The sequence below is a fragment of the Streptomonospora sediminis genome, from assembly GCF_054778995.1.
The window spans coordinates 1-23,962 of record NZ_BAAGYZ010000103.1 but is presented as its reverse complement, the minus strand read 5'-3'; the positions used below and the strand labels follow the sequence as shown (position 1 = coordinate 23,962).

Genomic DNA, 23,962 nt, shown 5'->3' with positions numbered 1-23,962 from the left:
CCCGGGCGGGCGCCCGTGTGATCCCTATTGCCCGATTCAGCGGAACGAGCATGCAGTTTTACCGGGGATTCGGCGCCGGATCTCGGCAAAACTGCATGATCATCAACGGGAACCCGATATTCCGTACAGACCACCCGCCGCCCCCGCTGTCGACCGGCCCGTGCCCCTTGCACGGGCCGTGCGCTGCGGCGCGCTCGCGGCCTGGCCGGATCCGGCCAACCGCGGCACCTGTCCGATGGAGCCCGCCACCACCGCAGCCGGCCCCGGCCGACGGCGGCCGACCGCGGTCGGCGCAGGCACCCATCCGACGCACGGCCCCGGATTCCGGTCGCCCGGCGATCTGCCGCGGGAAACGGAACCGCGCAGACACGGCGGCCGTCATAGCGGTGCTGAACCACTGAGGACGCGGTCCTCACCCGCCCGGTGGCCTATTCCGGCCGGTAGCCGACGTGCTGCCCAGCGTCCGGAAATGTCCGTTGCGCTGTACCCTTTCCGGGCCCCCCAACAATCCGCATAACCGGCATACGCTGCACATCGACCAACAGGGACCCCCGTGTACTCTCAGTATCCGCAACCCCAGCCCTACCCGCAGCCCCAGGCCCCGAAGAAGCGCAACTACTGGCTGATCGGCTGCTTCGGCTGCGGGGGCGCACTGGCCCTTGTCCTCGGCGTCATCGCCATCGTCGTGGTTTTGGTGAACCACGATGAGAACCCGGGCGGCACGGCCGACTCGCCCGACTCGCCACCCGCCGCCTCTTCGGAGGACTCCGGCAACGGGCAGGAGGAGTCCGCCCCCGCCGTCGACAGCGACGCCCCGGTCGGGATGACCGCCGAGTCGGTCGAGTACGAGCCCAGCTCCCTGTCCGAGGGCGGGGACTATGTCGCGGTGCAGGTCACGGTCACCAACAACACCGGCGAGTCGCTCCCGGTCAACCCGCTGTACTTCACCATGGAGGACGCGAGCGGCGGCACCAAGGAAGCCGACCTGATGGAGTCGGCCGGGCAGACGGACAACTTCGAGGCGCTGGATCTGGCCGACGGCGAGTCCGAAACCGGCGTCGTGGTCTTCTCGGGCAGCGAGCCGCCGGCCAGCATCACGTTCTCCGGTCCGCTCGGCGAGGAAATGGCAACGGTCGACGTCGCCTAATGCGGCCTTGCGGGGCTTGAGAACACTTGCGGCGGCTTGGTGCGGCGCGGCCAACCGCGGTGCTGCGGTGGGTGCCCGGCGGACCGGTTGCGGATCCGCCGGGCACCCGTGCGTCGGCCGTCGGCCCGGCCCCTGCGCGCCTGCACCTGCACGCCGGGGCCGCGACCGGAGCCGGAGCCGACATGCGCGCTGCGGTACCGCGGCCCGACCGCGCGCCGCACTACTGTGGCGGGGTGGCTACCATCACTGATCCCCAGGTGCGCGCCTTCCTCCAAGAGGGCACGCGGACCGGAAAACTCGCCTACACCGCCTCCGACGGCCGCCCGCTGGTGGCGCCCGTGTGGTTCATCGTGGAGGGCGACGAAATCGTCTTCAACACGGGCGCGAAAACCGCGAAGGGCGCGGCGATCGCCCGCGACCCCCGCCTGGCGCTGGTGGTCGACCTGGAGTCGCCGCCGTATGCGTTCGTGCAGGTGCAGGGCCAGGCAACGGTCTCCGAAGACCCCGGCGAACTCCTGCGCACCGCCACCGCCGTTGCCGAGCGCTACATGGGCGAGGACCGCGCCGACGAGTTCGGGCGCCGCAACGCGGTGCCCGGCGAGATGGTGGTGCGGCTGCGTCCGACCAAGGTGATCGCGGGTTTCGACATGGCCGATTAGGCCTCGGTCATGCCCTGTTGAAGAAAGTCCTGCCTGCCCGCTCGGCGGCCTTGCCCGCGGCCAACCCGCGGGTGGTCTGGACGTGAAAAGCGGCAGCGACGGCCGCAGGAGGCGCGGGCGGGCGGTCACCGGTCCCGCCCGCAGGCGGCGGGCCACCCGGCCCACCGCAGTGATCATGCAGAAATCACCGGATTTCAAAGCTCAGACCGGTATTTCTGCATGATGGCCGCTCGCCGGACCCGCTCAGCCGCCGCGCGCGGCGCCCGCCGCGGCGGGCCGGCTGCCGAGCAGCTCGGGCAGCGGTTCGGCGTGCACGATGCGCAGGCTCGTCACCGCGCGGGTGAGCACCACGTAGAGGCGGTGCAGCCCGCGGGACTCGGCGGCGGCGATGCGCGCGGGCTCGTCCACGACCACCGCGTCGAACTCCAGCCCCTTGGCCAGCGTGGCGGGCACGCACGCCAGACGCGCGGCCTCCAAGGCGTCTTCGGTCTCGCCCACCACCGCGGTCTCCAACCCGTCGGCGCGCAGCCGAGCCGCGACCGCCGCGGCGTCTGCATCGGCGGTGATGACGCCCACCGACCCCGGCCCCGACAGCGCCTCGCGGCAGGCATCGACAAGCCGGGCGAGCCGCTCGTCAGAACCGGTCGCGGCGATGTGCAGCGCGTCGGTGCCGCCGCGCACCCCGGTGGGCAGCCCCAGGCCGGGGGCGATCTCGGGCAGTAGCCGGGCCGCGTAGTCGATGATCTGGGCGGGCACCCGGAACCCGCGGTCGAGCACGGTCAGGCGGGCGTCGGGCTGGCCGAGGTGGCCCAGCAGCACGTCCCATCCGTCCACCGCCGCCGGGGTGGTGCCCTGCGCGATGTCGCCGAGCACGGTCAGGGAACCGCGGGAGCAGCGCCGGGCGACCGCGCGGCACTGCATGGGGCTGAGGTCCTGGGCCTCGTCGACGACGATGTGGCCCATGGTGGCGGGGCGCTCGATCAGCCCGGCCGCCTCGTCGATCAGTGCGAGGTCGGCGGTCGACCACTTGGCGGACTTGGGCCCGCGCGGGCGGCCCGGCAGCAGCACGGCCTGTTGCTCTTCGGCGGTGAGCAGGCCTTCGGCCGCGCGGGCGAGCCGGTCGGGGTCGGTGAGCAGGCCCAGCACCAGCCGGATGGGATCGGCCTTGGGCCACATGTACCGGACCGCGGCGCTGACCGCCTTGTTGCGGCGCAGCGCGCCCAGTGTGCCCGGATCGACCGACGCGCCGTCGTTCTCGATCCGCCGCATCAGCAGGTGGGCGATGCGCTGCGACAGCAGGCCGGGACCGGCACCGTAGGCGAGGTCGCGGGTGCGCAGCTCGGCGAGGGCATCGGCCAGCTCGTCGGCGGGGACCCGCCACCGCCGCGACCCGCGCTCGACGACCAGGGTCTCCTGCGGCGGCTGCAGCTGCGCCCACAGGCCGCGCCGAATGACCTCGGCCATGCGGGCGTCGCCCTTGATCCGCTCGGTGTCGGGGGTTTCGGCGCGGCGCACCGGAACGTGGGCGATCAGCTCCTCGATGGTGGTCTGGCGGACCCCGACCTCGCCGAGGGCGGGCAGGACCCGGCGGATGTAGGAGAGGAACGACCGGTTCGGCCCGAGAATGGCCACGCCGCCGTCGCGGCGCAGCCGGTCGCGCTCGGTGTAAAGCAGGTAGGCGATGCGGTGCAGGCCCACCGCGGTCTTGCCGGTGCCGGGGGCGCCCTGCACACACAGGGTGGGGCGCAGCGGGGCGCGCACGAGGTCGTCCTGCTCGGGCTGGATGGTGGCGACGATGTCGCGCATCGGCCCGGTGCGCGGACGCTCGATCTCGGCGTGCAGCAGTTCGTCGGCGAGCCGGGGGCCGCCCGCGGTGGCGGGCCCGCCCGGGTCCGCAAGCGCGGCCGCCAACGGTTCGTCCTCGTAGGCGGTGAGCTCGGCGGTGTCGGAAAACCCGTAGCGGCGGCGCCGCAGCACACCTTGCGGGTCGGCGGGACCGGCGCGGTAGAAGGCGGCGGAAATCGGGGCGCGCCAGTCGATCACCAGCGGATTGCCCATGCCGTCGTGCACGTGCCGCCGCCCGATGTAGACGCGGTCGGCGCCGCCGGGGGTACCGGGACCGACGGTGCTGTCGGTGCTGTCGGCTGCGTCGGCGGGGCCGGTGCCGCCGGCGTGCTCGTAGACGGCGCCCGCCGGGTAGTCGAGCCGGCCGAAGAACAGCGGGACGTCGGGTATGTCGGCCAGAGCCGCGGCACGGCGCCCGCGGTCCATCTCCAGCAGCTTGTTGGTGTGGTAATAGTCGGCGTCCTCGGAACTGTCCTGCACGGTCGCGGTGGAGACGACATCGGTATGCATGTTCCGCAGTGCCGTGCGGGCAGCGGCGAGAAAGGAACGTTCGGCGCGAATTTCGGGATCGACAGAATTACCGGGCATGGGTCGGGCCATGATGAGGCAGCCTCGATGATCGGCGGGACACGAGAGAGCAGCGGCAGCGCGGGTCCCGCCCCGGAAAAAGCCCGGTGCGTCGCGATCCTCGGCGCAGCACAATAAGAATTGCCGCTGGACGAAGAATCCACTTTAGTCACGGACACCCATGTCGGCAACCGCCGGTGTCGGTGCCGGCCCGGTTCGAGCCGGGGCGCGTCCTCCGCGGGGAGGGTGCGGGTCGCCCCTGAGGGGCGGGCGGGGCGGCGCCGAACCGGGCACTTCGCAGGAGCCGCTGAAACGGTGCGCCGTGGAATCATGCAGATGATTACGGCAGCCGCCGTTTCGCCTCTCCCCCGCCATCCCCCTTCGAGGTACACAGTGCACGAGCTCCTGCTGCGCGACGGCGCGATGACCGCCGCCGTACTCGCGTTCTTCGCCGCGGCCTGGTTCGGCTGGGCCCAGGAGCGGCCGCGGCCGGGGTGGCGCTTGCCCCTGGCGGCCGGATCGGTCGGCGCGATGCTGGTCGCCGCGGCAGCGGGCACCGTCGCCGCGCTGAACTGGGGCAGCGGATCTGTACTCGACTCGGCGGACACCTTCGGCGCCTACCTGGTGATCGTCGGGGTGGAGTTCGGCGCCGCCGCGGTCGGTGCCGGGGCGCTGGCGCTGCTGGGCCGGGCCGGCCACATCCCGGCCTGGATCTGCCTGGTGGTGGGCGTGCACTTCTTCCCGATGGCGCCCGTGCTGGACAACCCTGCGATGTACGCCCTGGCGGTGCTGCTCACCGCAACCGCGGTCGCCGCGCCGTTCGCCGCTGCGCGCACGCGGGTGCCGGTGAGCCTGGCCACGGGTGTCCCGGCGGGTGCGGTGCTGCTGGTCTTCGCGCTGTGGGCGGGGATCGCCACCGCGCTGTGACACCCGCCGCGCAAGTGGCTGCGCGGATTTCCGCCGCCGCCCGAGGCGGCGACCTGGGATCGGGCAAGCGACGCAAAGACGGTCCTTCGCGACTGCGGCGCCGCAGCCGATTCGATGTAAAAATATACGCAGTGTCCGAGTTGTCACTGTCCGATGCACCGCCGCCGCACCGGCCGCGCGCCCGGTGGATCCGGCGGCGCACCCCCATGGATTCCGCACGCGCACGGGTACAGCGCGCCGTGGGAGCGCTCCCACTCTCCCATCCGCTCCGTCCGCCCGCGCGAGGGGGTGGTCCGCCGTGGAGGACGCCGAGCTGACACGGCTGGCGCTGGACGCCGGCGCGGGCGTCCCCGGATCCGCGGAACGGCTGGTCCGCGAGGCGCGCGGCGACGTGGCCCGGTTCATCGCCGCTCGGGCCGACCCGCGGTGGGTGGAGGAGCTGACTCAGGAGACCCTGATCCGCGCACTGCGCGCCCTGCCGCGCTTCGCCGCGCGGTCCCCGGCACGGTCGTGGCTGCTGTCCATCGCCCGCCACACGGTCGCCGACCGCTACCGCGCGGCGGCCGCCCGCCCGGCCGTGGTCAGCGTTGACGACGTCGACACCGCCCGGACGCGCGCCGGGCGCGCGCACGGCCGCTTCGAGGAGGAGATCGCTCTGCTGAACTTGGTGGCAGAGCTGCCGGAACCGCGCCGCGCCGCTTTCATCCTGACCCGGATCGCGGGTTTCTCCTACGCCGAGACCGCCGAGATGACGGGGGTACCGGTGGGCACGATCCGCTCGCGAGTGGCCCGCGCCCGCGACGACCTCGTAGCGGCCCTGCGATCGGCGGAGCACATCCCCCGGCCCCGGGCGGCTGAGCAGCCGTGATCAGCGTGAAAGCGAGACCTTCCGTGCTTATGTCCGTACGAATGTCCCACGCCCAGGCGAGGTGACGATCAAGCCTTCCTCCAGGAGGATCGCGTAGGCCGCACGCACCGTGCGCCGCGACACGTTGAATTCCTCGCACAACTGCGACTCGGACGGCACGCGTTGGTTGGGCCGGTATGTCCCGTCCTTGATACGGCGCCGCACGATACCTGCGAGTTGGCTGTAGAGCGGTTCGGGTCCCTCAAGTTCCTCGGTCATCTCGGGAGAGACCCTTTCACCGTGTGGACGACCTAAGCAGCACGGTTCAGCTCCTGCGCACGTAGCTGCCCATCCCTGACTGTGTGCGGATCAGCCCTTCATCGCGGAGCGCTCGGTGCACCTTCTGGCCGGTGGATGTGCTGATCCCGTACTCCGACTGCAGTTGCAGTACCGACGGCACCTTATCCCCCGGCTTCAGCTCCCCGCGTTCGATCTGGCCGCGGATGATCTCCGCTACCTGTGTCCAACGCGGCTCATCGTCCGCAAACTCGTATGCCACCTAGGAACATTAGGTACCGCAGGGGAGCCAGGCAAGCTGCGTCCCCAACCCTGGTGGTCCGCAGGCCGGTCAGGGGGATCGGATGGTCCCAGCTCGTCCCAGGGGGGCTCCCTTCACCATGCCGGAAACCCGCGCAGCATGGTTCAGCTTCTACGCGCGTAGGTGCCTTTACCAGGAGACGACACTATCCACCCTTGTTCGCGAAGCAGCGCGTACGCGCTTCGCGCGGTCCGCCGCGAGACATCGAACTCTTCACAGACTTCCAACTCAGTTGGGATGAGCTGGTTGTGCTGGTAGGTACCGTCCACGATCCGTTCGGCGATGATCGCCGCGATCTGTCGGTACATCGGTTCGGGTCCGTCAAGGTTGGTGGGCATGTAACAACGCTAGGCAGCGCGCGCCCATGCACATCTTTACGGGAACTCACGTGCCATTACGTACCTTAATCAGGTACGGTAAAGACTCCACAAGCAAATAGCGGCCCGGCGGAGCCGCAAACTCCCCGGGCCCGGACATGGAAGGTACTCCATGCCGATGCAAAGCCTACTGGCCCCCCTCTACATGCTCATACGCTTCCTGCGCCGTGCCGAAGGCGTCCACGCCGCACCTCGGCGGGTCGTTCGCGAGGCGGCGGAAACCATGCCGGCGCCCATCTGCACCGCCGCCCGAGTACGGCCCTACGTCCGCGACATCGCGCCCCTCCTCGGCGACGCTCCCGATGCTCCCGCGTGGGTCCGTCCGTACTGGTTCGCCGCGGGAGGTGCCCGATGACCGTCCGCTTCAAAACCTCCGGCGACTGTCCGAACGAAGCCTCCCTCGCTTACGGGTGCTATATCCCGTCCGCCTACAGCGCGACCTGCGGTTCACCCCGGCTGGTGATCTACACCTGTCCGGCGTGCGCGGAGCGGCTCGCAAGCGAGCACGCGCCAAAGGCGACCCTGTACAGGGTCCCGGTCACCGTCTCGCGGCCCTGCGGCCAATTGACCGTCTTCGCTGACGACGACACAGACACCGGAAATACGGATGCCAACGGACCCTCCGCGGAATCGCCCATGGACGTACTCCCGCACGGGTTCCGGCGCAAGGGAACCGTTTGGCAGAGCGGCTACGAGTAGGCGCCGTTCCCGCGGGCGACCGCCGCGCAGACCGAAGGGGGATCCCCATCCGGGGCGGGATCCCCCTTCTTTCGTGTTCTGTTCCGTCCTGATCCTTGAGCCGTCCCCGCGGTGAACGGGTGACCCGAGCCACATCGGAGATCCCGCCCGCCGCGATGAGTTCCGCCCCCTCCCCCGGTCCCCACTGCGGCGAACACTCGAACGCTGTTACGAAAGGACCGGAAATGGACACGACCGCACCGACCGCACCGACCGGTGCGCCGCCTCGGGCCGGGCGGCGGGAATGGCTGGGGATGGCGGTGCTCGCGCTGCCCACGCTGCTGCTCTCGCTCGATATGAGCGTCCTGCACCTGGCGCTGCCGCACCTGGCGGCCGACCTGCGGCCCAGCAGCAGCGAACTGCTGTGGGTGATGGATGTGTACGGCTTCATGATCGCCGGATTCCTGATCACCATGGGCACGCTCGGGGACCGCATCGGGCGCCGGCGTCTGCTGTTGATCGGCGCGGCCGCATTCGGCTTGGCCTCCGTGGCCGCCGCCTACTCGACCACGCCCGCCATGCTGATCGCCACCCGCACGGTCCTCGGTATCGCCGGTGCGACGCTGATGCCGTCGACGCTGGCGCTCATCAGCAACATGTTCCGCGACCCGCGGCAGCGGGCGACCGCGATCGCGATGTGGGCGAGCTGCTTCATGGGCGGCACCGCCATCGGTCCGGTCGTGGGCGGCCTGATGCTGGAGTGGTTCTGGTGGGGTTCGGTGTTCCTGCTCGGTGTGCCGGTCATGGTGCTGCTGCTGATCACCGCACCGCTGCTGCTGCCCGAGCACCGCGACCACGGCGCAGGGCGGCTGGACCTGTGCAGCGTCGCCCTGTCCCTGGCGGCGATCCTGCCCGTCGTCTACGGCCTCAAGGAGACCGCCGCGCACGGGCCCGGAACCGCCGCCTTCGCGGCGATCGGCGCGGGTGCCCTGGTCGGTGCGGTCTTTGTGCGCCGCCAACTGCGCATGGCCGATCCGCTGCTGGACCTGCGCCTGTTCACCGACCGCGGCTTCAGCGCCGGGTTGGGCGTGATGATGCTCGGTGCGGTCGCAATGGGCGGCATGTTCCTGCTCATGTCGCAGTACCTCCAGCTCGTCGGCGGCCTGACTCCGCTGCAGGCCGGGCTCTGGCTGGTGCCGTCGTCCATCGTGATGATCGCCGGCACCATGCTGGGGCCCTGGGCGGCCCGGCGGCTGGGCGGTGCGAACGTGATCGGCGGCGGTATGGTGCTGGCCGCGGTCGGGCTGGTGGTGCTGACCCAGGTCGGTGCCGCGGACGGCACCGGACTCGTGGTCACCGGATTGGTGCTGGCCTCGTTGGGTCTGGGTCCGGGTTCGGCCCTGGTGACCGACGTGGTCGTCAGCGCCGCCCCGCCGGAGAAGGCGGGGTCGGCGGCGTCGATGTCGGAGACCAGCGGGGAGTTCGGCATCGCCATGGGGGTGGCGCTGCTGGGCAGCCTGAGCACGGCCGTCTACCGCGGGCAGGTCACCGTCCCCGACGGTGTGCCGGCCGAGGCAGCGGCGGCATCGCGCGACAGCCTCGCCTCGGCGGTGGCCGCCGCCGCTGAACTGCCCGCCGGTACCGCCGGCGAACTGCTGGTGCCTGCCCGGGAGGCGTTCACACAGGGGCTGAACGCCGCCGCGGTCGTGGGAGCGGTCGTGCTCGGCGCATTCGGTGCGGTGGCGATCGCGCTGCTGCGCAACCGCGGCCCTGCAGCCGGGGCGGACGGCGCCGCACCGTCCGAAGCCCCGACCGCGGCCGCCACCGGGGACAGCGCCGGCCCCACCGAAACGGGCTCTGCCGAAACAGCCGCCGCGACCGCCGCCCAGCGGTGATCAGAAGGGGCCGCCACGGCGAGTCTGCAGGTATGCCCGGATTCGGCGCTGGATCCGGGCATACCTGCGGAGTCGAGCCGGCACCCGGCCGCCCTGCCGAAAAAACCTCCCGAAAACCCGTCCCGCGGCGATGAATCCCTGCCGTGGCAGGGGTCTACCCCAGTGACGGCCGCCGCTGCGCACCGGGCCCTGTGCAGGGCCGCCGGCCGCGGGTAGCGGCCGGCGCAGGACGGCGGAGACCCAATACGGAAAACAGCGGAAAGGACACCCGTCACCATGACGAACGCAGGAATCAGCGGAATGCTCCTGGCCAGCCGCGACCCCGAGCGGCTGCACGGCTGGTACTCCGCGGTGCTCGAACCGCAGGAGGACTCCCGGGTGGACCAGTACCGCATCCTCAAGCTCGGTTCGTTCTATCTGTTGATCGACAGCCGCGACGACATCGGCGGCACCAACCCCGAGCCCGGTCGGATGATCCTCAACGTCGATGTCGACGACGCCCGCGCCGTCGGCAAGCGGGTCGACGCGGCAGGCGGGCCGTGGCTCTCGCCGATCGAGGACCGCGACGGCAGCCTGTTCGGTACCGCGATCGACCCCGACGGCAATTACGTGCAATTCATCCAGCTCAGCGAAGAGGCCAAGAACTCGATGTAGGGCGTCCGGCGCGATCGGACGGCAGTGCCAAGGAGGCAGGCATCATGCTCGGCAGCAGCAAGGCTTTCAGCAGTTTCGCGGTCGACGACACGGCCGCCGCCGAACGGTTCTACAGCAACACCTTGGGCCTGAAGGTCACCGGGGTTCCGGGGATGGAGGAGTACGGGCTGCTCAGCCTGCACGTGGGCGGCGACCGGGAAATCCTGGTCTACCCGAAGCCCGACTTCACTCCGGCCACCTACACCGTGCTGCACTTCCCCGTCGACGACATCGAGAAGGCCGTCGACGAACTCGGCGCGCGCGGCGTGGAGTTCCTGCGTTACGACGCCTTCGAGCACGATGCGAAGGGCATCACGACCGGCCGGCCCCGCAATGCGTGGTTCACCGATCCCGCGGGCAACGTGTTCGGCCTGGTCCAGGAGGACTGACCGACCCGGTGCGGCCGGCCGGGGACGGCGGCCGGCCGCACCGTGCATCGCCGGGCCGCCAGCGGGTACAGAGGCGGCATGCTGTCCTCGCTGACCCTGCAGTCGCTCCGTTCGGCGGTGCACCGGCTGCTCATGGGAGGGGCTTGGTTGTGCCCCATTCTTCCCGCCGACGCGCTCGGCACCGGCTATGGCGAGAGTTCCCCGCGACCCCCGCGCGGCACCGAGTTGGATCAGTCGCGCGTCGAGGAACTGTGGTCGGACTTGATACGGCGCGAGCTGCCCGACTGGTAGGCACCGGGCGACCGGCGGAGCCCTACCGGCCTGCGAGGAATATCGCATCAAGTCCGACATGAAGTCGCCGTTACGGGGTAAGGACGGCAGCGATACGGTCCCGAAACCCGGTGTACAGCGGGAATCCGCTCCGCCGGGACGCGTCCGGCGCGGACTCCGCGGCGGCGCGGGAGGCCGCGGCGGTTCCCTGACAACCGCACCGGCCGCGGCCGCACCGCCCCTATCATGGCGCCCCGGCGGCCACCGGCCGCCGGCGCCAAACGCAGGTCCCGGCCCCGGAGACGGGCAAGCGGAGAAGCGGAGACGACGGGAGAGGAGCGTTGGAAAACCGAAGAACGAAAGGCGCGTCTCGCGATTTCGACCCCGTGTCGTAACAGTCACGTGACGGTTGCTGCGCTAACGTCATCCCGCACGAACCGAGTCATTGTCCCGGAGCGGCAGCGCCAGGGTCAATATCCTATAACCATTCGGCGCGCATAAGCGTGGTATGCACCGATTGGCCGTAGAGTTTCCGGTCGAGGACTGCGAAAAGCGCAACGGAATATACTCCGGTACCAGCAGCGGTCCCGTGCAGGCACCTTCACGGGGTCGGGAGGAGAGGGCCAGGCCCCTGTACAGCGAAAATGTCGCCGCGAAGGTACCTGGCTCGGGACTCTCGGTCCGGACCTCGGGAAGGAGTCGTCATCTCTCGATTCAGGTCCTACATACAAGAACACACGAACCCACCGGTCTTCTTCACATCGGCCGCCGTGGTGCTCATCTTCTTGATCCTGGGCGCGGTCTTCACCAGCGGACTCGCAACCGTGGCCGGCACGGTACTTACGTGGATCACCACGTATTTCGGCTGGTTCTATATTATGGCGGCCACTTTTTTCCTGGTCTTCGTACTCTGGGTGATGTTCAGCCGATTCGGAAACATCCGCCTCGGCCCCGACTCATCCCGGCCGGAGTTCGGGACCATGGCCTGGTTCGCCATGCTGTTCACCGCAGGTATGGGCATCGGCCTGGTGTTCTACGGTGTCAGCGAGCCGGTGGGCTACAACGCCTCCCCGGCGCACCCGAACGAGATCCAGGCCAACACCCAGGAGTCCGCCAGCGAGGCGATGAACTTCACCCTGTTCCACTGGGGTGTGCATCCCTGGGCGATCTACATCGTGCTCGGGCTGGCGCTGGGCTACTTCTGCTTCCGCAAGGGCCTGCCGATGCGCCCGGCCTCGGCGCTCTACCCGCTCATCGGCAACCGCATCTACGGCTGGATCGGCAACCTGGTCGACGTCCTCGCCGTGTTCGGCACCCTGTTCGGCCTCGCCACGTCGCTGGGTATCGGTTCCCGGCAGGTCAACGCCGGTCTTAGCGAGCTGTTCGGCCTGCCCTACGTGTGGTGGATGCAGGTCGCCATCGTGGCGGCGATCACGACCGTCGCGGTGCTCAGTGTGATGCTCGGCATCGACAAGGGCATCCGCCGGCTTTCGGTGATCAACCTCTGGCTGGCGGTCATCCTGATGATCGTCGTGTTCATCTTCGGCCCGAAGCTGTACATCCTCACCGGTATGGCCGACTTCGCGGGCTACTACATCCAGCACCTGCCCGAGACCAGCCTCTGGGTGGCCAACCCGGCGACCGACCCCAACGGGTTCACCTTCCAGCAGGACTGGACCCTGTTCTACTGGGGCTGGTGGATCTCCTGGTCCCCGTTCGTGGGCATGTTCATCGCGCGCATCTCCTACGGGCGCACCATCCGCCAGTTCATCACCGGCACCATGTTCGCCCCGGTGGGCGCCTCCATCGTGTGGTTCAGCGTCTTCGGCGGCGCCGGCATCTTCTACGACAACCTGCGCAACGCCGGCATCGCCGATGTCGACGCCGAACTGGCGCTGTACACGCTGCTGGACCAGCTGCCGCTGCCCGCTCTGCTGACCGGGCTGCTGTCGGTGCTGACCATCGCGGTGGTCGTGCTGTTCTTCGCCACCTCGTCCGACTCGGGTTCGCTCGTCGTCGACATGCTCACCAACGGCGGCGACCCGCACCCGATCAAGCTGCAGCGGTTCTTCTGGGCCGTCACCGAGGGCCTGGTCACCATCGTGCTGCTGATGTCGGCCATCGGTATGGCCGAGGGCGAAGCCGATCCGGTCTCGACACTGCAATCGGCATCACTGGTCACCGGCCTGCCGTTCGCGATCGTCCTCATCGTCATCTGCTTCGGCCTCATCAAGGCGCTGAAGCAGGAGAAGACGCAGATCGTGGTGCCCGGAACCACGCCTCCCAGCCGCGGGAGCGGCGATGCGGTAAACGTGCCCCCGCCCGGGGACGTCGACCGTCCGACGGCCAAGTCCGCTACACCGGCGGCTGCCACGTCCAAGACGGCCAAGAAGGACACCGGCAAGTCTTCGGACAGCAGCGGCGACAGCGCCTGAGAGCAGTGAGGAAGATCGAGCATGCCCGCTAAGAAGAGAAGGACGAACCCGTTCCGCGGCGTCCTGGACATGATGAGCGAGATGAACCGCATCTCCGACACCATGTCCAACCTGGAGACCGGGTCCTCGCCGACGACGCCGCGGGGATTCGCCGACGCCTGGAGCCCGGCCACCGACATCTTCGCCCGCGGCGAAGACGTCTACATCCGGTGCGACCTGCCCGGAGTCCTCGCCGAGGACGTCGAGGTCTCGTTCTCGCACGGCTCGCTCACCATCGCCGGTGAGCGCAAGCGCGACGACTCCGACGTCATCTACTACGCCTCGGAGCGTTTCCTGGGCAACTTCCGGCGCGAGATCACCCTGCCGGAGGGCACCGACGACGAGGACATCGAGGCCAGCTTCGACGACGGCCTGCTCACGGTCCGCGTGGCCGGAGCGGCCGACGCCGAAGGGCCGCGCCGTATCCAGGTCGGCAGCAAGAAGAAGCCGCGCACGTAGCCGGCGGCCGGCCCGATTCGGGCCGCAACGCGCAGAAAGGCGCCCGGCCGGTTCTCCGGCCGGGCGCCTTGCGTTCGCCGCCCGGCCGCCGCAACGGGGCCGGGCACAGCGGCACTACACGATGCGGCCGTCCTCGTCGTAGGGGCCGATGAGTGCCAGCGACTCCGGGCGCCCCAGCATGTCCTCGGCCACCGCGGCCACGTCGTCGGCCGTCACCGCGTCGAACAGCGCCAGGTCGTCGTCCAGCGAGAAGTGGCGCGGGTAGCCAAGCTCATGCACCGTCAAGCGGCCCATACGGGCATTGCTGCCCTCGCTGCCCAGCACCCACGAACCCTTGATCTGGCCCTTGGCGCGCTCCAGCTCCTCGTCGCTGATACCGGTGGCCGCCGCCTTGGCCAGCTCCTCGCGGCACACCCCCAACACCTCTTCGATCTTCTCGGGCAGGCAGCCCGCATAGACCTGGAACATGCCGGTGTCGGCAAAGGACGTGTGGAACGCCTGGATGGCATAGGCGAGCCCGCGCTTCTCGCGTACCTCCTGGAACAGCCGGGAGGACATCCCGCCGCCCAGCGCCGAACTGAGCACGCGCATCGCGTACCAGCGCTCGTCGGTGCGCGGCAGGCCCTCGCGGCCCAGGATCATGTGCGCCTGCTCGGTGTCGCGTCCGACCAGGCGGGTGCCGCCGTTCAGCTGCACCGGCCCGCCCCCGATGCGCGGGCGCGAGGGCCGGGCCTGGCCCGCCGCGGCCAGCTGGTCGGCGAAGAGCGCTTGCACCTGCTCCACGACCGTGTCGTGGTCGAGGTTGCCGGCCGCGGCGACGACCAGCTCGCCGGGCACGTAGGCGGCGCGGTACTGCTCGGCGATCCGGTCGCGGGACAGCCCCGTGATGGTGTCGTTGGTACCCAGGATCGGCCGGCCCAGCGCGGTGTCGCCGAAGACGTGCTCGGCGTAGATGTCGTCGATGAGGTCGGCGGGCTCGTCCTCGTTCATTGCGATCTCTTCGAGGATCACCCCGCGTTCGACCTCGACCTCGCGCGGGTCGAGCACCGACCCCGCGACCATGTCGCCCACCACGTCGATCGCCAGCGGCAGATCCCGGTCCAAGACCTTGGCGTAGTAGCAGGTGTGCTCTTTGGCGGTGTAGGCATTGTGGTCGGCACCGACCGCATCGAGCAGCGCGGAGATCTCCATCGCGTCGCGCCGCTGGGTGCCCTTGAACAGCAGGTGTTCCAGGAAGTGCGCCGAGCCCGCATGCTCGCGGTCCTCGTCGCGCGACCCGGTGGTGGCCGAAATACCGAAAGCCGCCGAACGGAGGCTGGGCATCGCCTCGGTCACGACCCGCAGCCCGCCGGGCAGGACGGTACGCCGCACCAGACCGGAACCGTCGCTGGGCTCCAGCAGGGTGAGGGTGCTGCCGGGCTCCTGCTCGGCGGCGATGGGCACAGAGCTCATTCTCGCTGTCTCCGCCTTCCTTGAGGTGGCATGCATGAGTGGGGTCTCGCAGATGGCGCCGGACTCAAGCCGAAGACGTGAGCCGCCGCAGGTGGTGTCCGCAGTCGCGGGGCCGTGGCAAGCGCGGCAAGAGCCGTGGCACAGCTGCCAACGCCGGCAAAACCGTCGAAGCCCCACTGCCGCCAAAGCCGCCGCGGAAAAGGCCCCAACGACGCGGGGCGGCCGCACCCGAAGGTGCGACCGCCCCACCGATCATAAGCCGCTATCAGGTGTTCTCACTGCGGCTGGTGCGGGTGCGGCGCCGCCGGCGCTCGCCGCCCCCGTCGCCGCCGGAGTCGGCGGTCTCGGCGGCGGCCTCGGCCGGTTCCTCGGCGGAATCGGGCTCGGCACCGTTGGCGGAAGCGGTCTCGGCCTCGACGACCTCGACCGGAACGAGCGAGAGCTTGCCCCGGTCGTCGATCTCGCGGATCTCGACCTGGATCTTCTCGCCGATGCCGATGACGTCCTCAAGGTTCTCGATCCGCTTGCCGCCGTGCAGCTTGCGGATCTGCGAGATGTGCAGGAGGCCGTCCTTGCCCGGCAGCAGCGACACGAACGCGCCGAAGGCGGTGGTCTTGACGACCGTGCCCAGGTAGCGGTCGCCGACCTCCGGCATGGTCGGGTTGGCGATGCTGTTGATCGTGTCGCGCGCCGCCTCGGCCGAGGGGCCGTCGGTGGCGCCGATGTAGATCGTGCCGTCGTCCTCGATGGTGATGTCGGCGCCGGTGTCGTCCTGGATCGAGTTGATCATCTTGCCCTTCGGGCCGATGACCTCGCCGATCTTGTCGACCGGAACCCGGACGGTGAGGATGCGCGGCGCGTTCGGGCTCATCTCGGCCGGACGCGTGATGGCCTCCTGCATGACCTCCAGGATGGCCAGCCGCGCGCCGCGGGCCTGCTGCAGCGCCTGGGAAAGCTGCGAGGCGGGAATGCCGTCGAGCTTGGTGTCGAGCTGCAGCGCGGTGATGAGGTCGCGGGTGCCGGCGACCTTGAAGTCCATGTCGCCGAACGCGTCCTCGGCGCCCAGGATGTCGGTCAGCGTGACGTACTGGTCGCCCTCGCTGATCAGCCCCATGGCGATGCCCGAGACCATTTCCTTCAGCGGCACACCGGCCTGCATCAGCGACATGGTCGAGGCGCAGACCGAGCCCATGGACGTCGAGCCGTTGGAGCCGACCGCCTCGGAGACCTGCCGGATCGCGTAGGGGAAGTCCTCACGCGAGGGCAGCACCGGCAGCAGCGCCCGCTCGGCAAGCGCACCGTGGCCGATCTCGCGGCGCTTGGGCGAACCCACGCGGCCGGTCTCGCCGGTGGAGTAAGGCGGGAAATTGTAGTTGTGCATGTAGCGCTTGGTGCGCTCCGGGTTCAACGTGTCGACCGTCTGCTCCATGCGCAGCATGTTCAGGGTCGTCACACCCAGGATCTGGGTCTCGCCGCGCTCGAACAGCGCCGAGCCGTGCACCCGCGGCACCACGCCGACCTCGGCGCTGAGCTGGCGGATGTCCTTGGGACCGCGGCCGTCGATGCGGACCTTGTCGCGCAGCACGCGCTCGCGCATGAGCTGCTTGCTGAGCGAGCGGAACGCCGCACCGATCTCTTTCTCGCGGCCCTCGAAGTCCTCGCCGATCTTCTCGGCGGCCAGCGCCTTGACCCGGTCGAGCTCGTCTTCGCGGTCCTGCTTGTCGGCGATGGTCAGCGCCTGGGCGAGCTGGTCGCGCACCGCGGTCTCGACGGCCCCGTAGACGTCGTCCTCGTAGTCGAGGAAGATCGGGAACTCGCCGGTCTCCTTGGCCGCCTGGTCGGCCAGCGCCTGCTGGGCCCGGCACAGCACCTTGATGAACGGCTTGGCGGCCTCAAGGCCCTCGGCGATGGTCTGCTCGTTGGGGCCCACCGCGCCGTCGGCCACGAGCTGCAGGGTCTGCACCGTGGACTCGGCCTCGACCATCATGATGGCGACGTCGCCGTCGTCGAGGACGCGGCCGGCCACCACCATGTCGAAGGTGGCTTCCTGCAGTTCGGTGTGGGTGGGGAAGGCCACCCACTGGCCCTTGATCAGCGCCACCCGCACGCCGCCGATCGGCCCCGAGAAGGGCAGCCCGGCGAGCTGGGTGGACATCGACGCGGCGTTGATGGCGACAACGTCGTAGAGGTGCTCGGGGTCGAGCGACATGATGGTCTCGACGACCTGGATCTCGTTGCGCAGTCCCTGCTTGAACGACGGCCGCAGCGGCCGGTCGATCAGCCGGCAGGTGAGGATGGCGTCCTCGGAGGGACGCCCCTCGCGCCGGAAGAACGAGCCGGGAATGCGGCCCGCGGCGTACATGCGCTCTTCGACGTCGACGGTCAGCGGGAAGAAGTCCAAGTTCTCCTTGGGCCGCTTCGAAGCCGTGGTGGCCGAGAGCACCATGGTGTCGTCGTCGAGATAGGCGACGGCCGATCCGGCGGCTTGGCGGGCCATGCGGCCGGTCTCGAACCGGATGGTACGGGTGCCGAAAGTACCGTTGTCGATCACGGCTTCGGCGGAATACGCGCCCTCCATGGGCGTCCTCCTCTTACGGTTACGGGTATTCGGTTGTCCCGCGCCCGTGCCCCGGAGAATTCGTCGAGAGTCGCGGATGCCCGGCGGCGCGGGCGGAGCAATACCTGCCAGCGCAACTGGACCGCCAACGGCCGGCCATCGATCGAAGCCCGCGCTCGCCTGGATGAGGAGAGCCGCAGGCCACTACCGAGGACCGGCCTCGACGCGGCAGCCGAGGTCGGGGAGCGCGGGAGCGCTCTGCCACGAACCTTGCAGTCCGTGCTGAAATCTTCGGTTGTAGCCGCGTCGCGACGCGGCGCGGGTAACTGTTTCGGACGATACCCGCTGGCCATGCACGCGGCCGATGGGTCCACACTACTAAGAAAGGGAGTGGCCGAGGCCACTCCCCGATCGCTGTGCCGCTAGCGGCGCAGGCCCAGACGCTGGATCAGCCGGCGGTACCGGTTGATGTCCTGCTTCTGGATGTACTTCAGCAGCCGGCGGCGCCGACCGACCATCAGCAGCAGCCCGCGGCGGCTGTGGTGGTCCTGCTTGTGGGTCTTCAGGTGCTCGGTGAGCTCCGTGATGCGGTGGGTCAGCAGCGCGACCTGCACGTCGGGCGAACCGGTGTCGCCTTCGCCGGTGCCGTAGTCGGCAATGATCTGCTGCTTGGTGGCGGTGTCAGTCGACACGTCGCTCCTTCTCTTCAATCGTCGGTACGCAGGCGTCAAAGACCCCGTGCGAGCCGCCGCACCGGGATTGGGCGGTGGCGGCGGAGCAGGCACGGACCGGTGACCACGCGTACGAACAGTCACCGTCTGCGGACCGGGACATCCCGCGTGAACCCAGCGGGCACCGCATCCCGGCCGCTTGCGCCCGGTAAATCCGGGCAGCAGTATGCGGTCTTCAAAACCCAATCCTATAGCACGCCGCAGGTGGCGGGGACGGTCGCGCCTACCGGGCACCGCCCGGTCCGCTGCGGGCCGCCGGCGCACCCGGCGCGGGCAGGGCGAACCGCCTCCGCTGCGCCCGCTGCGTCCCTCGGGCTCAGGAGCCGGCGGTGAGCTCGCGCGCCCGCTCGACGTCGCGGCCCATCGCCTCGATCAGCTCGGCCACATTGGCGAAGCGCAGCTGGCCGCGGATGCGGTGGGTGAATTCCATGGCCATGGGCCTGCCGTACAGGGAGAGATCGTCGCGGTCGAGCGCATAGCCCTCGACCGTGCGCTGCCCGCCCTCGAACGTGGGGTTGGTGCCCACCGAGATCGCGGCCGGCCACACCGACTCATCCTCGGCGCCGACCGCGGGCCCGCTGAGCAGCATGCGCCCGGCGTAGACACCGTCGGCCGGGACGGCGGTCTCGGGCGGGCCGTCGAGATTGGCGGTGGGAAACCCCAGCAGCTCGCGGCCGCGTGCGGCCCCGTGCACCACCACGCCCTCGACCCGGTGCGGGCGGCCCAGCTCCACCTGCGCGCCCTCGACGTCACCGGCTTCCAGGCAGGCGCGGACCCGGGTGGAGGTGACGGTGTCGGCGCCGGCGACCAGCGCCACGCCCTCTACCGCAAAGTCGTACTTCTCCCCCAGGGTGCGCAGGGTCTCGACGCTGCCGCCGGCCCGGTGCCCGAAGCGGAAGTCCTCGCCGACGACCACGGCCGCCGCATCCAGGCCCTCGACCAGGACGCGGCGCACGAAGTCCTCGGCGCTCAACCGGGACAGCTCGGTGGTGAATTGCAGCACGCACACCGCGTCGGCGCCGCACTCGGCCAGCAGCTCGGCCTTGCGGGGACCGGGTGTCAGCACCGCCGGGGGCGGGCCGCCGCGCACCACGACCTCCGGGTGCGGCTCGAAGGTCACCACCACGACGGGCAATCCCAGGGAGCGGGCGCGGTCCACAGCGGTGCGCATGATCGTCTGGTGCCCGCGGTGCACCCCGTCGAAGACACCGATGGTCACAACAGAGGCGCCCCAGTCGTGGGGTACCTCCTCCAGACCGTGCCAAGGCCGCACGTCGAACAGCTCCCCTCGCTCACTCGGACCAGCACCAACCTACCTCCGCCGGGCCCGCCGCCGAGCGGCGGTGGCCGCCGATGCGGCAATCCGAAGCCGGCGCCGCGAGGAGGCCGCCCGGCCCGGCCGCGCTGGGCGGCGGGCGCACGCGCGCCACGCGGCGGCTCAGGCCGCCGCGAACACCACAGTCGGCTTGGCGTAGCCCGGCCGGTCCTCGGCCAGGGCGACCACTGTGCCGTCCGGTGCGAACAGCCCCACCGTGCCCGGTCCGAGTCCGCCCGGGGAGATGCGGTTGCCGTGGGCGATCTTGCGCACCTCCTCCCGGTCGAGCACGCGCACCGGAAACGCCGCCGCCACCGCCTGGGCCAGCGGCACCGCGGTGAATTCGGCGGCGAGCTGCTCCAGCGTGTGCGCCTGCGAAAGGTCGTAGGGGCCCACGCGAGTGCGGCGCAGCGCGGTGAGGTGGCCGCCCACACCCAGCGCAGCGCCCAGGTCGCGGGCCAGCGCGCGGATGTAGGTGCCGCTGGAGCAGGTGACCCGGGCATCGACGTCGACGTACACGCCGCCGCCGTCGGGATCGCCGACGCGGCGGATGGCGCCGACCTCGAACTCCGAAACGGTGACCTCGCGGGCGGCCAGCTCGACCTCTTCGCCCGAGCGCGCGGACTTGTACGCCCGCTTGCCGTTCACCTTGATCGCGCTGACCTGCGGCGGAATCTGGCTGATGGTTCCGGTCAGCGCAGCCGCGCCGGCCCGGACCGCTTCGTCGCCCACCGCGGCGGCATCGGTGCGCGCACCCGGCTCGCCCTCGGCATCGTCGGTGCTGGTCGACAGGCCCAGGCGCAGCGTGGCGGTGTAGGCCTTCTCGGTGAGGGTGAGGTGGCCCAGTAGTTTGGTGCCCTTGCCGATACCGAGCACCAGTACGCCGGTGGCCATCGGGTCGAGCGTTCCGGCGTGGCCGACCTTGCGGGTGCCGGCCAGTCTGCGGGTTCGGGCGACCACGTCGTGGGAGGTCCAGTCGGCCGGCTTGTCGACGATCGCGACACCGCTGTCGGTCATGGGGGCTCGGGTTTCCTCGTTCGGCTGGGTGCCGCTCCCGCCGGCCGGGCACGGTGGCCCGGCCGGCGGGAGCGGCGCAGTGGCGGTGCGGGGGCTCAGCGGCGAAGAAACGCGCTGGCAGGGCGGGCCCGCAGGCTGCGCGCCGCCCGGGTGCCGCTGGAACTAGAAGTCGTCGTCCTCGTCGCGCTCGCGCGGGATCTTGTACGGATCGGCCTCGCCCGCCGGGGTGGCGCCCGAGGCCGCGCGGGCGACCTCGGCGTCGGAGCGGCGGGCCTCGTCCAGCAGTGTCTCGATGTGCTCGGCGTTGCGCTGCACATCGTCGCTGCGGAAGGTGAGGCTGGGCGTGTGCCGCAGGCCGGTCTGGCGGCCGACCTCGGTGCGGATGATGCCCTTGGCGCTCTCCAGAGCGGCGGCGGTGCCGGCCTTCTCCTCGTCCGTGCCGAACACGGTGTAGAAGACCGTGGCGTCGCGCAGGTCGTTGGTGAGCCGCGCGTCGGTCACGGTGACGAAGCCCAGCCGCGGGTCCTTGACCCGGCGCTCCAGCATCTCGGCCACGATCCGCTGGATGCGGTCGGCGAGTTTGCGTGCTCGTGCGGCGTCAACCATCGTTCTCAGTCTTCCTCTGGGCTGAAGAGCCGCTGCCTCGCGGAGAGCAGCTCGATCTCGGGGCGTTCCGCGACGAGTTGTTCGCAGGTGTTCATCAGCTGCGAGCAGTGTGCGGCCGTTGCTGCGACGACGGCCACACCGATCTCGGACCTGCGGAAGAGTTCCTGGTTGCCGGTCTCGGCGACCGACGCGGAGCAGGCGCGCTGCAGCTCGGCCACGATGGGCCGCACCACCGAACGCTTCTGCTTCAGCGACCGCACGTCCTGGAGCAGGATGTCCAATGTCAACGCTCCGACGAACATGCGCTCACCCCGTATGCCGCGCGCCGCGGATCGCAATTCAGATGTCATGTGGCGGCCGCATGACGGAGCGGCCGGGCCGGTGAATGCAACCGGACGGACACCGCTCCCGGACCCCCGGCCTGGGCGGCCGGGGGTCCGGGGCGGATCAGCTGGAACCGATCAGTCGCGCGGTTTCTCGCGCATCTCGTAGGTCTCGATGGTGTCGCCGACGCGGACATCGTTGTAGCCGATGCCGATACCGCACTCGTAGCCCTCGCGGACCTCGGTGGCATCGTCCTTGAACCGCCGCAGCGACTCCACGTTGAGCTTCTCGGAGACGACGATCCCCTCGCGGATGAGCCGTGCCTTCGTGTTCCGGCGGATGGTGCCGCCGCGCACGATCGAACCGGCCACATTGCCGATCTTGGGAACCTTGAAGACCTCGCGGATCTCGGCGGAACCGAGCTGGATCTCCTCGTAGATGGGCTTGAGGAGCCCCTTGACCGCGGCCTCGACCTCGTCGATCGCCTGGTAGATGACCGAGTAGTAGCGGATGTCGACGCCCATGCGGTCGGCGAGCTGGCTGTTCTTGCCCTCCGGCCGGACGTTGAACCCGATGATGATCGCGCCTGCCGACGCGGCCAGGTTGATGTCGTTCTGCGTGATCGCGCCGACGCCGCGGCCGATCACGCGGATGTCGACCTCTTCGCCGCCCGCGTCGATCTTGGACAGGGACTCTTCGAGTGCCTCGACCGAGCCGGACATGTCGCCCTTGACGATCAGCAGCAGCTCGTTGCGCTCGCCCTCGGCCAGCGCGTCCTTCCAGGTGTCGATGGTGACCCGGCGCGTGGAGCGGCTCTGCTGGGCGAAGCGCTCGCGCGCCTCGCGCTGCTGGGCGATCTGCCGCGCCACCCGGTCGTCCTTGACCACCAGGAAGTTGTCGCCGGCGCTGGGGACGTTGGTGAGCCCCAGTACCTGCACCGGCCGCGAGGGCTCGGCACTCTGCACGTTGGCACCGTGCTCGTCGAGCATGGCGCGCACGCGGCCGTAGGCGTCGCCGCAGACGATGGAGTCGCCGACATCCAGCGTGCCGCGCTGCACCAGGACCGTGGCCATGGAGCCGCGGCCGCGGTCGAGGTAGGCCTCGATCGCCAGCCCCTGGGCTTCCATGTCCGGGTTGGCCCGCAGGTCCAGCGCCGCGTCGGAGGTCAGCACGACCGCCTCAAGCAGCGCGTGGAGGTTTTCGCCCCGCAGTGCGGAGATCTCCACGACCTGCACGTCGCCACCGAGTTCTTCGGCGACAACGCCGTACTCGGTGAGCTGTGCACGCACCCGCTGCGGATCGGCGCCCTCGACGTCGATCTTGTTCACGGCGACCACGATCGGGACATCGGCCGCCTTGGCGTGGTCGATGGCCTCGGCCGTCTGCGGCTTGACGCCGTCGTCGGCCGCGACCACCAGCACCGCGATGTCGGTTGCCTGGGCGCCGCGCGCACGCATGGCGGTGAACGCCTCGTGGCCCGGGGTGTCGATGAAGGTGATCTTGCGATCTTCACCGTCGACCTCGGTGGCGACCTGGTAGGCACCGATGTGCTGGGTGATGCCGCCGGCCTCGCCGCCGACCACGTTGGAGCTGCGAACGGTGTCGAGCAGCTTGGTCTTACCGTGGTCGACGTGGCCCATGACGGTCACCACCGGCGGACGCGGACGCAGGTCCTCGTCGGTTCCGGTGTCCTCGCCGAACTCGATGGAGAAGGACTCCAGGAGTTCGCGGTCCTCGTCCTCGGGGCTGACGACCTCGACCCGGTACTTGAGCTCGTCGCCGAGCAGCTGCAGGGTTTCGTCGGCCAGCGACTGCGTGGCCGTGGCCATCTCGCCCAGGTGCAGCAGCACCTGTACCAGCGACGCCGGGTTGACCCCGATGCGGTCGCCGAAGTCGCCCAGCGAAGCGCCGCGCGGCAGGCGGATGGTCTGCCCGTTGCCGCTGGGGATCTTCACGCCGCCGAACGACGGCGCCTGCATGTCGTTGAACTCTTGGCGCCGCTGCTTCTTCGACTTGCGCTGGCGGCCCGGACGGCCACCGGGGCGGCCGAACGCACCGGCCGTACCGCCGCCGCGACCGCGGCCGCCGCCACCGGGACGGCCGGCGAAACCGCCGCCGCCCGGACGGCCGGCACC

24 protein-coding genes are annotated in these 23,962 nt (G+C 70.1%); 12 read left to right on the top strand and 12 right to left on the bottom strand.

Annotated features, from left to right (window positions below; all coding sequences use genetic code 11):
- Positions 1–553 precede the first annotated feature (553 nt).
- Together ACYVD5_RS19895 and ACYVD5_RS19890 are read left to right on the top strand one after the other, a co-directional pair.
- The gene (locus ACYVD5_RS19895; RefSeq protein ID WP_461002598.1) at positions 554–1,147 is read left to right on the top strand and encodes a DUF4352 domain-containing protein; all 594 of its coding nucleotides are present in this window, start codon (positions 554–556) and stop codon (positions 1,145–1,147) included.
- A 233-nt stretch (positions 1,148–1,380) separates the two neighbouring features.
- On the top strand, positions 1,381–1,806 hold the full coding sequence (locus ACYVD5_RS19890) for a PPOX class F420-dependent oxidoreductase (RefSeq protein WP_461002597.1): 426 nt from the start codon (positions 1,381–1,383) through the stop codon (positions 1,804–1,806).
- 243 nt (positions 1,807–2,049) lie between these two features.
- Here ACYVD5_RS19890 and ACYVD5_RS19885 read toward each other — a convergent pair whose 3' ends face one another.
- Positions 2,050–4,239 (bottom strand): HelD family protein, encoded by a 2,190-nt coding sequence (locus tag ACYVD5_RS19885; protein WP_461002596.1) that lies wholly within the window; start codon positions 4,237–4,239, stop codon positions 2,050–2,052.
- A gap of 372 nt (positions 4,240–4,611) precedes the next feature.
- Here ACYVD5_RS19885 and ACYVD5_RS19880 point away from each other — a divergent pair, with 372 nt between their 5' ends.
- Both ACYVD5_RS19880 and ACYVD5_RS19875 read left to right on the top strand, forming a co-directional pair.
- Positions 4,612–5,145, top strand: coding sequence for a hypothetical protein (locus tag ACYVD5_RS19880; protein ID WP_461002595.1), 534 nt, complete (start codon positions 4,612–4,614; stop codon positions 5,143–5,145).
- Positions 5,146–5,443: 298 nt separating this feature from the next.
- Complete coding sequence (locus ACYVD5_RS19875; protein WP_461002594.1) at positions 5,444–6,013, top strand: sigma-70 family RNA polymerase sigma factor; 570 nt, start codon at positions 5,444–5,446, stop codon at positions 6,011–6,013.
- A gap of 27 nt (positions 6,014–6,040) precedes the next feature.
- Here ACYVD5_RS19875 and ACYVD5_RS19870 read toward each other — a convergent pair whose 3' ends face one another.
- The 3 genes from ACYVD5_RS19870 to ACYVD5_RS19860 form a co-directional block, all read right to left on the bottom strand.
- Entirely contained in the window at positions 6,041–6,271 is a 231-nt protein-coding gene (locus tag ACYVD5_RS19870; protein ID WP_461002593.1) for a winged helix-turn-helix domain-containing protein, read from the bottom strand.
- A gap of 46 nt (positions 6,272–6,317) precedes the next feature.
- Complete coding sequence (locus ACYVD5_RS19865) at positions 6,318–6,551, bottom strand: GntR family transcriptional regulator (protein ID WP_461002592.1); 234 nt, start codon at positions 6,549–6,551, stop codon at positions 6,318–6,320.
- A gap of 143 nt (positions 6,552–6,694) precedes the next feature.
- Positions 6,695–6,928 (bottom strand): GntR family transcriptional regulator, encoded by a 234-nt coding sequence (locus ACYVD5_RS19860; protein WP_461002591.1) that lies wholly within the window; start codon positions 6,926–6,928, stop codon positions 6,695–6,697.
- Positions 6,929–7,079: 151 nt separating this feature from the next.
- On the opposite strand from ACYVD5_RS19860, the gene ACYVD5_RS19855 reads away from it, so the two are divergent.
- The 8 genes from ACYVD5_RS19855 (at position 7,080) to ACYVD5_RS19820 (ending at position 13,825) form a co-directional block, all read left to right on the top strand.
- The gene (locus tag ACYVD5_RS19855; RefSeq protein ID WP_461002590.1) at positions 7,080–7,322 is read left to right on the top strand and encodes a hypothetical protein; all 243 of its coding nucleotides are present in this window, start codon (positions 7,080–7,082) and stop codon (positions 7,320–7,322) included.
- The gene (locus ACYVD5_RS19850) at positions 7,319–7,666 is read left to right on the top strand and encodes a hypothetical protein (protein ID WP_461002589.1); all 348 of its coding nucleotides are present in this window, start codon (positions 7,319–7,321) and stop codon (positions 7,664–7,666) included. The genes ACYVD5_RS19855 and ACYVD5_RS19850 overlap by 4 nt, the downstream gene beginning before the upstream one ends.
- A 224-nt stretch (positions 7,667–7,890) precedes the next feature.
- Entirely contained in the window at positions 7,891–9,540 is a 1,650-nt protein-coding gene (locus ACYVD5_RS19845) for an MFS transporter (RefSeq protein WP_461002588.1), read from the top strand.
- A 276-nt stretch (positions 9,541–9,816) separates the two neighbouring features.
- Positions 9,817–10,194: a VOC family protein gene (locus tag ACYVD5_RS19840; protein WP_461002587.1), complete on the top strand. Its 378-nt coding sequence runs from the start codon at positions 9,817–9,819 to the stop codon at positions 10,192–10,194.
- A 44-nt stretch (positions 10,195–10,238) separates the two neighbouring features.
- Positions 10,239–10,622, top strand: a complete 384-nt coding sequence (locus tag ACYVD5_RS19835) for a VOC family protein (RefSeq protein ID WP_461002586.1) — start codon at positions 10,239–10,241, stop codon at positions 10,620–10,622.
- Positions 10,623–10,700: 78 nt separating this feature from the next.
- Positions 10,701–10,913 carry a hypothetical protein gene (locus ACYVD5_RS19830; protein WP_461002585.1) on the top strand — a complete coding sequence of 71 codons (213 nt, stop codon included), beginning with the start codon at positions 10,701–10,703 and terminating at the stop codon, positions 10,911–10,913.
- Positions 10,914–11,617: 704 nt separating this feature from the next.
- A complete protein-coding gene (locus tag ACYVD5_RS19825; protein WP_461002665.1) occupies positions 11,618–13,327 on the top strand; it encodes a BCCT family transporter in 1,710 nt (569 codons plus the stop codon).
- A gap of 21 nt (positions 13,328–13,348) precedes the next feature.
- A complete protein-coding gene (locus ACYVD5_RS19820; protein WP_461002584.1) occupies positions 13,349–13,825 on the top strand; it encodes an Hsp20/alpha crystallin family protein in 477 nt (158 codons plus the stop codon).
- A 114-nt stretch (positions 13,826–13,939) separates the two neighbouring features.
- Here the strand turns inward: ACYVD5_RS19820 and ACYVD5_RS19815 are convergent, their stop codons facing one another.
- From ACYVD5_RS19815 to infB, 8 genes are all read right to left on the bottom strand, one after another.
- Positions 13,940–15,277, bottom strand: coding sequence for a M16 family metallopeptidase (locus tag ACYVD5_RS19815; RefSeq protein ID WP_461002583.1), 1,338 nt, complete (start codon positions 15,275–15,277; stop codon positions 13,940–13,942).
- 265 nt (positions 15,278–15,542) lie between these two features.
- The gene (locus tag ACYVD5_RS19810; protein ID WP_461002582.1) at positions 15,543–17,855 is read right to left on the bottom strand and encodes a polyribonucleotide nucleotidyltransferase; all 2,313 of its coding nucleotides are present in this window, start codon (positions 17,853–17,855) and stop codon (positions 15,543–15,545) included.
- 401 nt (positions 17,856–18,256) lie between these two features.
- A complete protein-coding gene (gene rpsO, locus ACYVD5_RS19805) occupies positions 18,257–18,526 on the bottom strand; it encodes a 30S ribosomal protein S15 (protein ID WP_461002581.1) in 270 nt (89 codons plus the stop codon).
- A 355-nt stretch (positions 18,527–18,881) separates the two neighbouring features.
- Positions 18,882–19,838, bottom strand: coding sequence for a bifunctional riboflavin kinase/FAD synthetase (locus tag ACYVD5_RS19800; RefSeq protein WP_461002580.1), 957 nt, complete (start codon positions 19,836–19,838; stop codon positions 18,882–18,884).
- Positions 19,839–20,003: 165 nt separating this feature from the next.
- The gene (gene truB, locus ACYVD5_RS19795; RefSeq protein ID WP_461002579.1) at positions 20,004–20,897 is read right to left on the bottom strand and encodes a tRNA pseudouridine(55) synthase TruB; all 894 of its coding nucleotides are present in this window, start codon (positions 20,895–20,897) and stop codon (positions 20,004–20,006) included.
- Positions 20,898–21,059: 162 nt separating this feature from the next.
- Positions 21,060–21,503: a 30S ribosome-binding factor RbfA gene (rbfA, locus tag ACYVD5_RS19790; protein WP_461002578.1), complete on the bottom strand. Its 444-nt coding sequence runs from the start codon at positions 21,501–21,503 to the stop codon at positions 21,060–21,062.
- Positions 21,504–21,508: 5 nt separating this feature from the next.
- Positions 21,509–21,805 (bottom strand): DUF503 domain-containing protein, encoded by a 297-nt coding sequence (locus ACYVD5_RS19785; protein WP_461002577.1) that lies wholly within the window; start codon positions 21,803–21,805, stop codon positions 21,509–21,511.
- Positions 21,806–21,964: 159 nt separating this feature from the next.
- The coding region (gene infB, locus ACYVD5_RS19780) for a translation initiation factor IF-2 (protein WP_461002576.1) at positions 21,965–23,962 on the bottom strand (1,998 nt) is incomplete at its 5' end.